This window comes from Nocardioides sp. P5_E3 (genome assembly GCF_054049275.1).
Map to the genome: position 1 here is coordinate 93,522 of NZ_JBFUMR010000005.1, position 14,676 is coordinate 108,197.

Annotated in this window: 12 protein-coding genes; 10 read left to right on the forward strand and 2 right to left on the reverse strand. The window is 70.2% G+C overall.

The window, feature by feature from the left end; all coding sequences use genetic code 11:
• Positions 1-6: 6 nt before the first annotated feature.
• The 7 genes from ACXJKB_RS04410 to ACXJKB_RS04440 all read left to right on the forward strand — a co-directional run bounded on the left by ACXJKB_RS04410 (position 7) and on the right by ACXJKB_RS04440 (position 9,626).
• Positions 7-1,710: a BCCT family transporter gene (locus ACXJKB_RS04410; RefSeq protein WP_457185781.1), complete on the forward strand. Its 1,704-nt coding sequence runs from the start codon at positions 7-9 to the stop codon at positions 1,708-1,710.
• Between the two features lie 156 nt (positions 1,711-1,866).
• Positions 1,867-4,392, forward strand: coding sequence for a GcvT family protein (locus tag ACXJKB_RS04415; RefSeq protein ID WP_457185783.1), 2,526 nt, complete (start codon positions 1,867-1,869; stop codon positions 4,390-4,392).
• Entirely contained in the window at positions 4,389-5,159 is a 771-nt protein-coding gene (locus ACXJKB_RS04420) for an electron transfer flavoprotein subunit beta/FixA family protein (RefSeq protein WP_457185785.1), read from the forward strand. The genes ACXJKB_RS04415 and ACXJKB_RS04420 overlap by 4 nt, the downstream gene beginning before the upstream one ends.
• A complete protein-coding gene (locus ACXJKB_RS04425; protein WP_457185787.1) occupies positions 5,156-6,136 on the forward strand; it encodes an electron transfer flavoprotein subunit alpha/FixB family protein in 981 nt (326 codons plus the stop codon). Before ACXJKB_RS04420 ends, ACXJKB_RS04425 begins: the two co-directional genes overlap by 4 nt.
• Positions 6,137-6,243: 107 nt before the next feature.
• Positions 6,244-7,740 (forward strand): amidase, encoded by a 1,497-nt coding sequence (locus tag ACXJKB_RS04430; protein WP_457185789.1) that lies wholly within the window; start codon positions 6,244-6,246, stop codon positions 7,738-7,740.
• Positions 7,741-7,862: 122 nt separating this feature from the next.
• Positions 7,863-9,215, forward strand: a complete 1,353-nt coding sequence (locus tag ACXJKB_RS04435; protein WP_457185791.1) for a carotenoid oxygenase family protein — start codon at positions 7,863-7,865, stop codon at positions 9,213-9,215.
• 24 nt (positions 9,216-9,239) lie between these two features.
• Positions 9,240-9,626 carry a cupin domain-containing protein gene (locus ACXJKB_RS04440; RefSeq protein ID WP_457185793.1) on the forward strand — a complete coding sequence of 129 codons (387 nt, stop codon included), beginning with the start codon at positions 9,240-9,242 and terminating at the stop codon, positions 9,624-9,626.
• 30 nt (positions 9,627-9,656) lie between these two features.
• Here ACXJKB_RS04440 and ACXJKB_RS04445 read toward each other — a convergent pair whose 3' ends face one another.
• Both ACXJKB_RS04445 and ACXJKB_RS04450 read right to left on the reverse strand, forming a co-directional pair.
• A complete protein-coding gene (locus tag ACXJKB_RS04445) occupies positions 9,657-10,622 on the reverse strand; it encodes an NAD(P)-dependent alcohol dehydrogenase (protein WP_457185795.1) in 966 nt (321 codons plus the stop codon).
• A gap of 129 nt (positions 10,623-10,751) precedes the next feature.
• Positions 10,752-11,837, reverse strand: a complete 1,086-nt coding sequence (locus tag ACXJKB_RS04450) for a lysylphosphatidylglycerol synthase transmembrane domain-containing protein (RefSeq protein ID WP_457185797.1) — start codon at positions 11,835-11,837, stop codon at positions 10,752-10,754.
• 258 nt (positions 11,838-12,095) lie between these two features.
• On the opposite strand from ACXJKB_RS04450, the gene ACXJKB_RS04455 reads away from it, so the two are divergent.
• The 3 genes from ACXJKB_RS04455 to ACXJKB_RS04465 are packed head-to-tail and all read left to right on the forward strand — an operon-like array spanning position 12,096 to position 14,673.
• Positions 12,096-13,052 (forward strand): ABC transporter ATP-binding protein, encoded by a 957-nt coding sequence (locus ACXJKB_RS04455; RefSeq protein ID WP_457185799.1) that lies wholly within the window; start codon positions 12,096-12,098, stop codon positions 13,050-13,052.
• A gap of 7 nt (positions 13,053-13,059) precedes the next feature.
• A complete protein-coding gene (locus ACXJKB_RS04460; RefSeq protein WP_457185801.1) occupies positions 13,060-13,845 on the forward strand; it encodes an MlaE family ABC transporter permease in 786 nt (261 codons plus the stop codon).
• Positions 13,846-13,848: 3 nt separating this feature from the next.
• On the forward strand, positions 13,849-14,673 hold the full coding sequence (locus ACXJKB_RS04465) for an MlaE family ABC transporter permease (RefSeq protein ID WP_457185803.1): 825 nt from the start codon (positions 13,849-13,851) through the stop codon (positions 14,671-14,673).
• Positions 14,674-14,676 lie beyond the last annotated feature (3 nt).

Here is a 14,676-nt window from a genome sequence, read left to right on the forward strand (position 1 = left end):
GGCGACATGGCTCTCCGGGAACCGGTCGATCAGTCCCTGGTCCCACCGCACGGGGAGGGTCGCGACCTCTCCCTCGACAAGGTGACGTTCGGTGTCGCGGCGGCCCTCGCGATCGCCTTCCTCGTCTGGGGGGTCGTCGACTCCGAGGGGATGGGCACGACCACCGGCGAGCTGCTCGGGTGGTTGGAGACCACGTTCGGCTGGCTGTTCATCCTGGTCAGTGCGTCGTTCCTGCTCTTCTCCGCCTACCTCGCGGTGAGCCGCTACGGCAACATCCGGCTCGGTCCCGACGACTCCGAGCCGGAGTTCTCGACGTTCTCCTGGGTCTCGATGATGTTCGCGACGGGCATGGGCATCGGCCTGATGTTCTGGGGCGTCGCCGAGCCGCTGACCTACCTCACCGCGACCGACGCCTCGAGCATCCCGCCGGGCCGCGGCGACCCGTCGACCCCCGACAGCGCCCGGGTCGCCATGGAGTACGCCTTCTTCCACTGGGGCTTCCACCCGTGGGCCATGTACGCCGTGATCGGGCTCGCGATCGGCTACTTCGCCTACCGCAAGGGCACCGGCAACCTGGTCTCGGGCGCGTTCGGCCCCCTCCTGGGGCGCCGCGCGACGGAGGGCCCGGGCAAGGCGATCGACGTCATCGCGATCTTCGCGACGCTCTTCGGCTCCGCCACCTCCCTGGGCCTGGGCGCCCTCCAGATCACCGGCGGCCTCGACGACGTGTTCGCCACCGGTGAGTCCAAGTGGCTGACCGTGGTGGTGATCGCGGTCCTGACCACCTGCTTCGTGCTCTCCGCCGTGACCGGCATCGAGAAGGGCGTGCAGTTCCTCTCCAACGCCAACGCCATCGCGGCCCTGCTCCTGGTCTTCTTCCTCTTCGTCGTCGGCCCGACGGTCTTCATCCTCAGCACCTTCACCGAGTCGCTGGGCGGCTACCTCACGCACCTGCCGACGATGGCGTTCCGCACCGGGGCCTTCGGCGGCAGCGAGTTCCTCGACACCTGGACGATCTTCTACTGGGCCTGGTGGATCTCCTGGACGCCCTTCGTCGGGATGTTCATCGCCCGCATCTCCAAGGGACGCACCATCCGGCAGTTCGTCGTCTACGTGATCCTGGTGCCGAGCGTGGTGTCGTTCGTCTGGTTCTCGATCCTGGCCGGCTCGGCGTTCGACCTGCAGCTCTCCGGCGCCAAGGACCTGGGCGCCGTGCTCGCGAACGAGGGCACCGAGAGTGCCCTGTTCGCCACGCTGCGGGAGTACCCGCTGTCGAGCATCACGGTCGTGCTGGCGGTGTTCCTCGTCGCGATCTTCTTCATCACAGGCGCCGACTCGGCCTCGATCGTCATGGGGATGCTGAGCCAGCACGGCGAGGAGCACCCGATGCGCTGGCTGGTCATCTTCTGGGGCGTCGCCCAGGGGGCGGTGGCCGGGGTGCTGCTGTTCTCCGGAGGGCTCGGGGCGCTGCAGACACTGGTGATCATCGTGGCCGGGCCGTTCATGCTGGTCATCTGCGCCATGTGCGTGTCCCTGATGAAGGCGCTGCGCGAGGAGCCCTACGAGTCGACGCTCCCCTCGCGGGTGCGCAAGGCCGTGCTGCACGCCCAGAAGTACGACTCGGTGGAGAACCACTCGGTCGCCCTGGCCGCGCTCGGCGCGGACCCGGAGGAGGTCACCAGCACTCCCGAGGAGGACGCGAAGGCCTGAGGTCCGACCTCCGGCCCCGGACTGCCGTCCGCCGCCGTCCCGAGCACCCTTGACAGTGCTCCGGGGCGGCGGCGTACATTTCGTGTAATCGCGTATGACGCAACCCGTTGCGTGATGCGCAACCCGCCGCAGGAGAAGGCCCTCAGGAGACCCGTCATGGCAGACGTCCCCACGACCGCAGGTGTCGTCGTGATCGGTGCCGGCATCGTCGGCAACAGCCTCGTGCACCACCTCACCCGGCTCGGGTGGACCGACGTCGTGCAGATCGACAAGGGCGCGCTGCCCAACCCCGGTGGGTCGACGGGCCACGCGTCCAACTTCATCTTCACCGTCGACCACTCGCGCGAGATCACCGACCTGACGCTCGACTCGGTCGCGCAGTACCAGGAGATGGGCGTCTTCACGCAGTCCGGCGGCTTCGAGATCGCGCGCACCGAGGAGCGGATGGAGGAGCTGCGGCGCCGCATGTCGAGCGCCAAGGCCTGGGGGATCGAGTCCGAGCTCGTCAGCCCCGCCTTCGTGAAGGAGAAGGTGCCCTTCATCGAGGAGGACCAGTTCATCGGCGCGTTCTGGACGCCCGGTGTGGGCGTGGTCGACTCGCTGCGCGCCGGCACCATCATGCGCGAGCGGGCCCTTGCCACGGGCGAGCTCACCGTCGTACCGACCGTGGAGGTCACCGGCCTCGACACCGAGGAGGGCCCCCACGGCCGGCGCCGGATCACCCGGGTGCGGACGTCCGGCGGCGACATCGAGGCGAAGGTCGTCGTCATCGCGGCCGGCGTGTGGAGCCCGAAGCTCGGCGACATGGCCGGCATCAGCATCCCGCTGACGCCCGCGGTGCACCAGATGATCAGCGTGGGGCCCTGCCCGCAGCTGACGGAGACGGAGGGGGAGATCTCCTTCCCGATCGTCCGCGACATGGACACCTTCTGCTACGAGCGCCAGCACGGCGCCGACATGGAGGTCGGCTCCTACGCCCACCGCGCGATCCTCCACGAGCCCGAGGACATCCCCTCGATCGAGCAGGCCAAGCTCTCGCCGACGGAGATGCCCTTCACCTCCGACGACTTCGACCCCCAGCTCGAGCAGGCCTACGAGCTGATGCCCGAGCTGCTGGGCGCCGAGGGCGCGGAGATGCGCTACGCCATCAACGGCCTGCTCTCGCTGACCTGCGACGGCAACCCGATCCTGGGTGAGAGCGAGGTCGCCGGGCTCTGGACGGCTTCGGCGGTCTGGATCAAGGAGGGTCCGGGTGTCGGCCGCGCTGTGGCCGAGTGGATGACCGACGGCCACTCCGAGATCGACCTGCACCACAGCGACATCGCGCGCTTCCACGAGCACCAGAAGCGCCGCGAGCACACCCGGCTGCGCACCACCGAGTCGTTCATCAAGACCTACGGCATCGTCCACCCGGGCGAGCAGTACGAGTCCGACCGCGACCAGCGACTCTCCCCGATGCACGACTCCCAGGCGAAGCTCGGCGCCGTCTTCTTCGAGACCGCCGGGTGGGAGCGCCCGTTCTGGTACGAGACCAACGCGTCCCTGCTCGAGGCGTACGGCGACGCGGTGATGCCGCGTGAGCACGAGTGGGACTCCCGCTGGTGGAGCCCGATCATCAACGCCGAGCACCTCCGCATGCGAGAGGCGGCCGCGGTGATCGACCTGTCAGCGTTCTGCATCTTCGACATCGAGGGCCCCGAGGCGCTCGACGTGGTGCAGAAGACCTGTGTCGCCCAGTGCGACGTCGCGGTCGGCAAGGTCGTCTACACGCCCGTCCTGGACGCGAAGGGCGGCTTCCGCTCCGACCTCACGGTGATGCGGCTGGGCGACGAGCACTACCGGGTCGTCACCGGCGGCGCACACGGCATGGCCGACCGGGCCTGGTTCTCGGGGCACCTGCCCGAGTCCGGTTCCACGACGCTCACCGACCTCACCGACGACGTGTCCACCATCGGCATCTGGGGACCGCTGGCACGCGACATCGTCTCCTCGCTGACCTCCGACGACGTCTCCGACGCCGGGTTCGGCTTCCTCTCCTGCCGGGAGATCGAGCTCGCCGGCACGTCCGTCCTCGCCTCCCGCATCTCCTACGTCGGCGAGCTGGGCTGGGAGCTCTACGTCCCGATGGAGCACGCCGCCGGGCTGTGGGAGGCACTGCTCGAGGCGGGCGCGCCCCACGGTGCGGTGCCTGCCGGCATCGGCGTCTACGGGACGACGGGCCGCATCGAGAAGGGCTACCGGGCCTACGGCGCCGAGCTCGACAGCGAGCGCACCATCATCGAGGCCGGCATGCAGCGGCCCAAGGTCAAGACGGCCGACTTCGTGGGCAAGGAGGCCTACCTCGCGCAGCGGGAGACGGCTCCCAGCACGGTGCTGTGCACGCTCACGGTCGACGACCACACGTCCGCCTCCGGCACCCGGCGCTACATGCTCGGCGGGGAGCCGATCCTGACGCGCGACGGCGGCACGCTCACCGACGGCCACGGGCACCACCCCTACGTCACCAGCGCCGGGTCCGCGCCGTCGCTCGGCAAGCACGTGCTGCTCGCCTACCTGCCGCCCGACCAGGCCGTCATCGGCAACCAGCTCGCCGTCTCCTACATGGAGGAGCTCTACCCCGTCACCGTCGGCTCGGTCGACGCCACCCCGCTCCTCGACCCGACCAACGAGAGAATTCGATGACCAACCCGCTGGTCTGCGTCAAGCGCGTCGTCGACGCGACGAGCGAGGTCGTCCTCACCGAGGACGCCCAGGGCGTCGACGGGCGCTACGCCGGCTTCACGACGAGCGCGCACGAGGAGTGCGCGGTCGAGCTCGCGGTCCGCATCGCCGCCGACGGAGGCGCCGCGACCGTCGTGACGCTGGGCGACGACGACGCCGTCGAGCAGCTCCGAGCCGCGCTCGCCGTGGGCTGCGCCGCAGCCACCCATGTGGTGGCCGACCCACAAGCGTTCGGGCCGGCCGACGTCGCCCGCGAGATCGCCGCGGTCGTCCGCGACCACGAGGCGGCGGGCACGCCCCACGAGCTCGTGCTGCTCGGCAACGACGCGGCCGACACCGGCGACTTCCAGGTCGGCATCCGCCTCGCCTACGAGCTCGGCTGGCCCGTCGTCAACGGCGTCAACACGGTGTCGGTCGCCGACGGCGAGGTGACGGCGACCGGGTCCGGCCCCGACGGCCACGAGACCTTCCGCCTGCCCCTGCCTGCGGTGGTCACGGTCCTCGAGGGCGGTGTCGAGCCCCGCTACCCGAGCGTCCCCGGCCGGATGAAGGCCAAGAAGGCGCCGATCGAGGAGCGTCGGCCCACGGCCGACCCGGTCGGACCGTCCCGCGTCCGACTGGTGCTGCCCCCTCCCTCCCCGTCGACCGTGCAGGTACTGGGCGAGGGCCCGGCGAGCGCACCTGCGGTCGTCGACCTCTTCGAGCAGCTGGGGGTGCTCGCGCGATGATCGTCGTCCTGGTCGAGGTCACGCCGACAGGTGAGGTCGTGGAGACCTCCCGCGAGGCGATGACGTTCGCGCGCGACCTCGCCGCCGCCGGGGGCGGTGTGCCCATCGACGCGGTCGTCGTCGGCCACCCCGACGACGCGCTGGTCGGCACCCTGGCGTCGTACGGCGCCCGCCGCGTGCACGCCCTCACCGGTGCGGCCTACGACTCGTTCTCCGGCGCCGCGTGGGCGGCCGGGCTGATGGCCGTGCGCGAGCGCGCGGGCGCGGTCGTCGTGACCGCGGCCGGCACCTCGCGCGGCAACGAGGTACTGGCCCACGTCGCGGCCCGGTCCGCGCTGCCGATGGCCGCCAACGTCGTGTCGTTCAGCAGCCTGTCGCCCTTCACGGTGACCCGCCAGGTCGTCGGCGGCGACGCGCTCGAGGAGATGAGCCTGTCCCAGAGGCCGGCGATCTTCACCCTGGCCGGCCACGCGGTGGAGGCCACCCCCGCCGCCACCGCGGGTGCCGGTGAGCTGGTCGTCGAGACACCCGACGTCGCCGACGCCGACCTGCTGGCCCGGGTCGTCTCCACCGAGGAGCCGGAGCCCGACCTCTCGGGCACCCTGAAGTCGGCCCGCGTCGTCGTCGGCGCCGGTCGCGGTGCCGGGTCGGCCGAGGGCTTCGACGACCTCCTCGAGCTCGCCGAGCTGCTCGACGCCCCGCTGGGCGTCTCCCGCGTGGTGACCTCCCTGGGCTGGCGGCCCCACCACGAGCAGGTGGGACAGACCGGCAGCCGGATCTCGCCGGACCTCTACATCCCCTGCGGCATCAGCGGTGCGATCCAGCACTGGGCCGGGTGCAGCAGCGCCAAGGTCATCCTCGCCATCAACACCGACCCCGACGCCCCGATGGTCACCAAGGCCACCCACGCCGTGATCGGCGACCTCCACGAGATCATCCCGGCGGTCAACGCCGAGATCCGCCGCCGCCGCGCCTGAGGGCGCGGGTGACGGCCGCCCGGGTGCCCTGCACGCACGTTCGGGGGCCCACATGGCGGCGGCCCATTCCTCACTCCGGAGGGATGGCGCGCTCCTACACTCGCTCCGTGCACCTTGACGACTACCTGACCACTGACGCGACCGGCCTGGCAGCCCTGGTTGCCGACAAGCAGGTCACTCCGGCTGAGCTGCTGGCCTTGGCACGCCAGCGTGCCGATCAGGTGAACCCGAAGATCAACGCGATCGTCAGGATGCTGGACGACGTGGCCGATGCTCGGGCCGCCGAGCCGCTGAGCGGCCCCTTCGCGGGCGTGCCCTTCCTCGTGAAGGATCTCGCGCAGGAGTACGCCGGGTTCCCCACCACCAACGGCTCGCACGCGCTGGTGGACGACGTGGCCGATGAGCACGCACTCGTCACGCAGCGCTTCCTCGACGCCGGACTCGTTGTCTTCGGCAAGACCAACACCCCTGAGTTCGGAGCGAAGGGCATCACGGAGGACGATCTGCTGGGACGGGCCCGCAATCCGTGGAACCTGGCCCACACTCCGGGCGGCTCGTCCGGTGGCTCGGGCGCCGCGGTCGCCGCGGGCATCGTCCCGGCGGCCGGCGCGAACGACGGCGGCGGGTCGGTCCGCATCCCCGCGGCCTGCAACGGCCTGGTCGGGTTGAAGCTCAGCCGTGGCCTCACGCCCTACGGTCCCCAGGGCACCGAGACCATGTTCGGGATGGTCACCCAGGGCGTGGTCTCCCGCAGCGTCCGGGACAGCGCCGCACTGCTCGATGCGATCGTCGGCGCGCCGACCCGCTACGCGGCGTACGCCGCTGCGACCCCCGATCGGTTCCTTCCGGGGCTCGACCGACCGCCCGCGCGTCTGCGGATCGGTTTCACGGTCTCCTCGGCCATCAACCCCAGTCCAGACCCCGAGGCGGTCGCCGCCGTCGAGGGTGCCGCTCGCCTGGTCGCCGAGCTCGGCCACGAGGTCGAGGAAGTCGACGCGCCGCACGACGACGACGCCCTGGCCCGTGACTTCCTGAGCATCTGGTTCGCCCAGCTCCACGGTCAGATCAGCCAGATCAAGCACAGACTCGGCTCGCCCGACAGCGCCTTCGCTGCCGACTCGCTCGCGGCAGCCGAGATCGGCCGCGCCGCCGGCGTCGGGGCGCTCTTCGCCGCGTTGGAGAACGTCAACCGGCACGTCCGCGCGCTCGACGACTTCCACCAGCGCTACGACCTGCTGCTCACCCCGACCTTGGCGAAGCCGCCGCTGGAGGTGGGCTCTGTTGATACCCCGCCGTTGCTGCAGCGGGCCTCGCGGACCATCGCGAAGGTGCACGCCGGCAAGCTCCTCAACGCGACCGGCATCCTCGACCAGCTCATCACCGACAACCTGGGCTGGGTGCCCTACACCCAGCTGGCCAACCTCACCGGTCGCCCCGCGATCTCCGTGCCTCTGCACTGGACCGCCACCGGCCTGCCCCTGGGCGTGCAGTTCGTCGGCTCCCTTGCCTCGGACGGTCTCCTGCTGCGGCTCGCCGCGCAGCTGGAGCAGGCACAGCCATGGTTCCACCGGTACGCCGATCTCGACCAGGCGCTCACCGCCTAGCGCGCGGATCCGCGCGGATCCGCGCGGCCGCGAGTCAGCGCAAGAGCGGCTGATTGACGCGTAGCGGGTGAGGGTGTCTATTGGTGGGGCCGGCTCAGCGGCCCGATGCCAGGGAGCGGACGATGACTGCAGCCACCTACCTCGACGGCAACTTTGCGCCGGTGGCCACTGAGCTGACCGCAACGGATCTCGACGTCACTGGCGCGGTGCCACCGGCTCTGGCGGGCAGGTACATCCGCACCGGACCCAACCCGTTCGCAGCCGACGCTGAGACGTACCACTGGTTCGCGGGCGACGGGATGGTGCACGGCGTCGACCTGCACGGCGGCCGGGCACGCTGGTACCGCAACCGCTGGGTGCGCAGCCCGGAGGCCAGCGCGCACCTCGGTGAGTCCCCGGTGCCCCACGAGGACGGCGGGTGGTACCCCGGCTCGGGCAACACCAACGTGTTCGCCCACGCCGGCCGGATCCTGGCCGTGACCGAGGGGTCGCTGCCCTACGAGCTGACCTGTGACCTGGACACGGTCGCCACGCGCAACTTCGGCGGCCCTCTCCCTGCCGGCATCAACGCTCACCCCAAGTTCGACCCGAACACCGGCGAGATGCACGTGATGACCTACGGCTTCGACAACCCCGCGTTGCGCTATCACGTGATCGACTCGTCCGGGGAGCTCGCCAGCACCGTCGACATCGACCTTCCGGCCCCGGTGATGCTCCACGACATGGGCCTGACCGCCTCCCGGGTCGTGCTGCTCGACCTGCCTGTGCTCTTCGACCTGGAGCTCGCGCTCCAGGGTGTTTCCCTGCCCTTCCGCTGGCGCCCCGACAACGGGGCCCGGGTCGGGCTCCTGCCCCGGGCCGGCACGGGGACCGACGTCGTGTGGATCGACGTCGAGCCGTGCTTCGTCTACCACCCCCTCAACGCCTTCGACGACGGCGATCGGGTGGTCATCGACCTGGTGGTGCACGACCATGCCTTCGCCGAGGACGGCGAGCCCCTTTCCGATCGCCCCCGTCTGGAGCGCTGGACGATCGACCCGCAGGCACGCAACGTCCTCACCGAGACCATCGACGATCGCGGCACGGAGTTCCCACGCGCGGACGAACGACTCACGGGCCGCCGCCACCGCTACGGCTACACGATCGGCGCATCGTCGGTGCGCGACCTGGGCGCGCTGGGCGATGACCCCCGGACAGGTGTGCGCAAGCACGACCTCGTCGGCGGCACCACCGTCGAGGTCGACCTGGGCTCCGGCCGCATCGCCAGCGAGATGGTGTTCGTCCCGGCGGGCAGCGCGGCGGGCGAGGACGACGGTTGGCTCATGGGCTACGTGTACGACGCCGCGCGCGACGCCAGCGACCTGGTGATCATCGATGCCCACGACTTCGGACATCCGGTGGCCACGATCCATCTGCCGGCCCGGGTGCCGCAGGGATTCCACGGGAACTGGATCCCCGACTCCGCCCTCGCCTGAGCAACGAATGGGGATCCTGAACTGATGAGCGGTGAACTGCCACGGCCCGTACGGGTCTTCACGCCGGCTGACTTGGCTCCAGCAGACCCGACGCCTGGCATGAACCGCGCCTTGGCATTCGAGCTGCCGCTGCTCTGGGCCGGCCAGGTCGAGACCGAGCCAGGAGCGGTGTCGGGCTGGCACCACCACGAGCGCAACGAGTCGAGCCTGTACATCGTGCGCGGCGTGCTGAGACTTGAGTTCGAGGGCCACGACGGCTACATCGATGCTGGCCCGGGCGACTTCGTGCACGTCCCTGCCTGGACCGTCCACCGTGAATCCAACCCCAGCCACGAGCCATCCTTCGCGGTGATCGCCCGGGTGGGCGGCGGCATCCCGACCGTCAACGTCGAAGGGCCCTCAGGGCGCTGACGTGCGAACGCGGCGGAGTGAGCCACCACCTCAGTCGTCGATGCGGAGAACGATCCGTCCCACGGGCTGGCCGGACATGAGGTGTCGCATCGCCTGCGGCGCCTGGCTCAAGGGATAGGTCCGGTCCACCACCACGCGCAGCTGGTCGCTCTCCATGAACCGCGCAAGCGTGTCCATCAGCTCCCTCTTGTCCGGTGGCGCGAACGACCCGCCGCGCAGCTGGGGGGACACCGCAGAGCGTGCCACGAGTCCGAGGAGGCGCGGGATGCTGCCCAGCCAGCGATGTCCCGTCGCTCCGAATGCGTCGTGTGCGATCAGGATGTAGCTGCCTCGCGGGTCCAGTGCGCGGCGCGTCGCCCGGAAGGAATGGTTCCCGGGCACGTCGAAGATGAGGTCCCACTGCTCGCCGCCACGTGTGAAGTCCTCGGCCGTGTAGTCGATGACTCGGTCCGCGCCGAGGGAGCGCACGAGCGTGAGCTTGCTCGAGTGATCGACACCCGTGACGTGCGCGCCATATGCCTTGGCGAGCTGCACGGCGATCGCGCCTACGCCTCCCGCGGCGCCGTTGACCAAGACCCTCGAACCCGTCGGTACCCGACGTTGGGGCAGGTTGTTCAGAGCGATGAGGCCGGCGGTCGGCACTGCCGCCGCCTCCTCGAAGCCGACGCTGGGTGGCTTGAGCGCCACCCCCACCTCGGGGGCCGTGGCGTACTCGGCGAACGCACCGCCGTTGCGCCACTGGACACCGCGAACAGTCTCTCCGAAGACCTCGTCACCTGGCTTGAACCGGGTCACCGCGCTGCCCACCGACTCCACCACCCCAGCGACGTCGGTCCCGGGCACAGGCTCACGGGGGCGTCTGACCCCGGAGCCCATGAGGCGCAGCACCGCGGGCCGGCCGGCTACGACGTGCCACACATCGGGATGGACGGAAGCCGCCCGGACTCGCACCAACACCTCGTCCGCGGCGGGCTCCGGCCGGGGGACCTCACTCACGGTGAGGTCGTCGACGGAGCCGTAGCGCTTCTGGACGACTGCTCTCATGCCCGGACCGTACTGGAGCGGCCCCACCTCGATGCGCGGAAGCCAACCGTGGTCCCGCCCCCGGATGGGCTTGATGCTGCGCTAGCCGATGTCCGTCAGTCGGCGATCCGCTGCCTGGTGGTGGATCCGCCACCAACCCCACGCCAGCCCGCCAATCGGGATCGGCAGCCAGAACGAGAAGAGTCGGTAGAGCAGCGTGCCGATGAGCGCGGTGTCGGCCGGGACGCCGACCAGGACCAGGAGCGCGGTCAGTCCCGCGTCGACGAAGCCCACACCACCGGGGGTGATCGGGATGATCGCGAATGCCTGCGCGACCACATATGCGAGCAGCACCTCGGAGGGACGCACGTGCGCCCCGAATGCCACCAGGGCGGCAACCAGAGCGGCGTAGTCCAACATGCGGTTCGCGGCCGCAGCGAACACGGCCGTCCACCAACGACCGCGAAACGCAGCGGCGACCCGCGCACGCTGCGCCAGGAGCCCGTCCGCAAGACCGCGCGGCGTCACAGACTTCCGAAAGACATGGACCACACGTCCGGTGATCATGCCCGTCGCGGCCACGACTGATGGCCAGGTCAGCGCCGTGACCCCGATGGCGACGATGACTGCTGCCAGGATCAACGAGACCAGCAACCCCAGCTGCAGCTGCTTCGCCGGCGGCGGCCCGATGATCAGGGCCGGGATGGTGAGCACGGGCAGGATCAGCAGCACCGCTGTCCCCAGCAGGTTCGTGGCCGTGAGCCCCGACGCCACCGCGCCGGCTCGCTGCCCGGACTGGATGAGGACCTTGCCCTGGACGACTCCGCCGGTGGCGGCACCCCCCGGGACGACCTTGCTGGCGGCGTTGCCAGCGAGCTGGGCAGCCGCGGCCGTCCCCCAACCCAATCGAGGTGGCGCCTGGGCCTGTTGATCTGCCGCCCCGTCAGGGACCGGGTCATCGGGACTCGCCAGCGCGATCCGCGCCAGCCACCACAGACAAGCAAGGCTGCAGGCCTCGAGCACGGCGAGGATGACGAACCACGGCTCGTCGACGTCCGCGAGTCGGGGCCACGCCCCGAACATGGTCAACAAGCTCGGCGTCACGATGTACAGGCCGATGCCCGTGACAGCCAACCCGACTGCACGACCACCCCACCGACGAACCAGGCCCTTGCCGGTGATGCTCATGCTCACCCCGCCTGCCGCCGAATCGCCCATCCGCGCCGAAACCCGCACCGTGCACGCCCAGTCTCCAGAACTGCGTGGAAATGGACAAGGAACACCGGCGAGTGGGACGGAACCCGCTCTCGCTCCCCGCATCCACGTTCAGTGACGACCGTCTCCTCCCGCCCGTAACCTCCCGCGCCCTGCCGCGTTGTCCACCCCGTAAGCAGCGCGGGACGGGAGCCCGGCTAGGGCCACAGCCAGACGGCAGGGAGGGTGCACATGGGTGTCGAGATCCAGGTCAACGACCTCACCAAGTCCTTCGGCAAGCAGCTGATCTGGGGCGACGTGACCCTGACGATCCCTGCGGGCGAGATCTGCGTGATGCTCGGTCCGTCGGGCACGGGCAAGTCCGTCTTCCTCAAGACGCTCATCGGCCTGCTCAAGCCCGACAAGGGCTCGATCCTCATCGAGGGCACCGACATCGCGAGCTGCTCCGAGCGCGACCTCTACGAGATCCGCAAGCTCTTCGGCGTGCTGTTCCAGGACGGCGCCATGTTCGGCTCGATGAACCTCTACGACAACGTCGCCTTCCCGCTGCGCGAGCACACCAGGAAGTCCGAGTCCGAGGTCCGGGCCATCGTGATGGAGAAGATGGACCTCGTCGGCCTCCTCGGCTCCGAGGACAAGCTGCCCGGCGAGATCTCCGGCGGCATGCGCAAGCGTGCCGGCCTGGCGCGGGCGCTGGTGCTCGACCCCGAGATCGTGCTCTTCGACGAGCCCGACTCGGGCCTCGACCCGGTGCGGACGGCGTTCCTCAACCAGCTCATCATCGACCTCAACGCGCAGATCGACGCCACCTTCCTCATCGTCACCCACGACGTGAACACGGCCCGGACGGTGCCCGACAACATCGGCCTCCTCTATCACCGCCACCTGGCGATGTTCGGCCCGCGCGAGCAGCTGCTGAGCTCGGAGGAGCCCGTCGTACGACAGTTCCTCAATGCCCAGCGCGTCGGCCCGATCGGCATGTCCGAGGAGAAGGACGCCGACGAGCTCGCGGCGGAGGAGGGTCAGGAGCTGCCCCCGCTGCCGCCCATCCCGCTCCAGCAGGAGCCGTCCAACGGCATCCCGCGCCGCAGCCAGCGCCCGGCAGGGGAGTGGTGCCGCGAGAACGGCGTGACCCCGCCGCCGGGATCCTTCGAGACCAGCAACGCCGGCCTGGCGCCGGGGGCCTGAGGCGGTCATGTCCACGTCGACGTCCTCGCGCGCCCTCGCACCGATCGGTGCCGCGGGCAACCTGTTCGCCTTCGCCCTCGACGTCGGTCGCGGGCTCTTCCGGCGCCCCTTCCAGCTGCGCGAGTTCATCCAGCAGGCGTGGTTCATCGCCTCGGTCACCATCGTTCCCACCGCCCTCGTCGCCATCCCCTTCGGCGCGGTCATCGCGCTCCAGGTCGGCGGCCTGATCAAGCAGTTCGGCGCGCAGTCGTTCACCGGCTCGGCGTCGGTGCTCGCGGTCATCCAGCAGGCGGCCCCCATCGGCACGGCACTGCTGATCGCCGGGGCCGGTGGCTCGGCGATCGCGGCCGACCTCGGCGCTCGCAAGATCCGCGAGGAGCTCGACGCGATGATGGTGCTGGGCATCGACCCGATCCAGCGCCTCGTCGTGCCCCGCGTCCTCGCGTGCATGCTCGTGGCGTTCTTCCTCAACGGCATGGTGAGCGTCGTCGGGGTGAGCGGCGGCTACGTCTTCAACGTCATCCTGCAGGACGGCACCCCCGGCGCGTACCTCGCGAGCTTCACCGCGCTGGCGCAGCTGCCGGACCTGTGGATCGGGCTGGTCAAGGCGCTCGTCTTCGGCCTGATCGCCGCGGTCGTGGCGTCCTACAAGGGGATGAACGCCAAGGGCGGGCCGAAGGGCGTCGGCGACGCCGTCAACGAGTCCGTGGTCATCACGTTCCTGCTGCTCTTCGTGGCCAACTTCGTCCTCAGCATGATCTACCTGCAGGTCGTGCCCCCGAAGGGCGGATGAGCGATGGCCCTACGAGACGTATACGCCAAGCCGCTCGCCTCCCTCGACGACCTGGGAGGCCAGCTGGCCTTCCACATCGCGGTGCTCAAGGCCGTGCCGCGCTCGGTCACCCGCTACCCGCGCGAGATCATGCGGATCCTCGCCGAGGTCACCCTCGGCTCGGGTGCTCTCGCCGTCATCGGCGGCACCGTCGGCGTCATCATCGGCATGACCTTCTTCACCGGTGCGCAGGTGGGGCTGTCGGGATACGCGGCGCTCAACCAGCTCGGCACCGCTGCCTTCTCCGGCTTCGTCTCCGCCTACTTCAACACCCGCGAGATCGCGCCGCTCGTCGCGGGCATCGCGCTCGCCGCGACCGTCGGCTGCGGCTTCACCGCCCAGCTGGGCGCCATGCGGATCTCGGAGGAGGTCGACGCCCTCGAGGTGATGGCGATCCCGTCGATGCCGTTCCTCGTCGCCACCCGCGTCGTGGGCGGGCTGATCGCGATCATCCCGCTGTACGTCGTCGGCCTGCTGTCGTCGTACTTCGCGAGCCGGCTGGTGGTGACCCAGTTCTACGGCCAGTCCGCGGGCACGTACGACCACTACTTCAACGCGTTCCTGCCGCCCGGCGACGTGCTGTGGTCCTTCGGCAAGGTGCTGGTCTTCGCGGTCACCGTCATCCTCATCCACTGCTACCACGGCTACAACGCCTCCGGCGGTCCCGCCGGCGTGGGCGTCGCGGTGGGGCGCGCCGTCCGGACCAGCATCGTCGCGATCAACGTGCTCGACCTGCTGATGTCCATGGCGATCTGGGGCGCGTCGACCACCGTGCGGCTGGCGGGGTGACGG

What these genes read in the sequence shown, in the direction of transcription:
- ACXJKB_RS04410 (WP_457185781.1), top strand. Translation starts at nt 7, where the DNA reads ATGGCTCTCCGGGAACCGGTCGATCAGTCCCTGGTCCCACCGCACGGG.
- ACXJKB_RS04425 (WP_457185787.1), top strand. Translation starts at nt 5,156, where the DNA reads ATGATCGTCGTCCTGGTCGAGGTCACGCCGACAGGTGAGGTCGTGGAG.
- ACXJKB_RS04415 (WP_457185783.1), top strand. Translation starts at nt 1,867, where the DNA reads ATGGCAGACGTCCCCACGACCGCAGGTGTCGTCGTGATCGGTGCCGGC.
- ACXJKB_RS04460 (WP_457185801.1), top strand. Translation starts at nt 13,060, where the DNA reads ATGTCCACGTCGACGTCCTCGCGCGCCCTCGCACCGATCGGTGCCGCG.
- ACXJKB_RS04420 (WP_457185785.1), top strand. Translation starts at nt 4,389, where the DNA reads ATGACCAACCCGCTGGTCTGCGTCAAGCGCGTCGTCGACGCGACGAGC.
- ACXJKB_RS04465 (WP_457185803.1), top strand. Translation starts at nt 13,849, where the DNA reads ATGGCCCTACGAGACGTATACGCCAAGCCGCTCGCCTCCCTCGACGAC.
- ACXJKB_RS04440 (WP_457185793.1), top strand. Translation starts at nt 9,240, where the DNA reads ATGAGCGGTGAACTGCCACGGCCCGTACGGGTCTTCACGCCGGCTGAC.
- ACXJKB_RS04455 (WP_457185799.1), top strand. Translation starts at nt 12,096, where the DNA reads ATGGGTGTCGAGATCCAGGTCAACGACCTCACCAAGTCCTTCGGCAAG.
- ACXJKB_RS04435 (WP_457185791.1), top strand. Translation starts at nt 7,863, where the DNA reads ATGACTGCAGCCACCTACCTCGACGGCAACTTTGCGCCGGTGGCCACT.
- ACXJKB_RS04450 (WP_457185797.1), bottom strand. Translation starts at nt 11,837, where the DNA reads ATGAGCATCACCGGCAAGGGCCTGGTTCGTCGGTGGGGTGGTCGTGCA.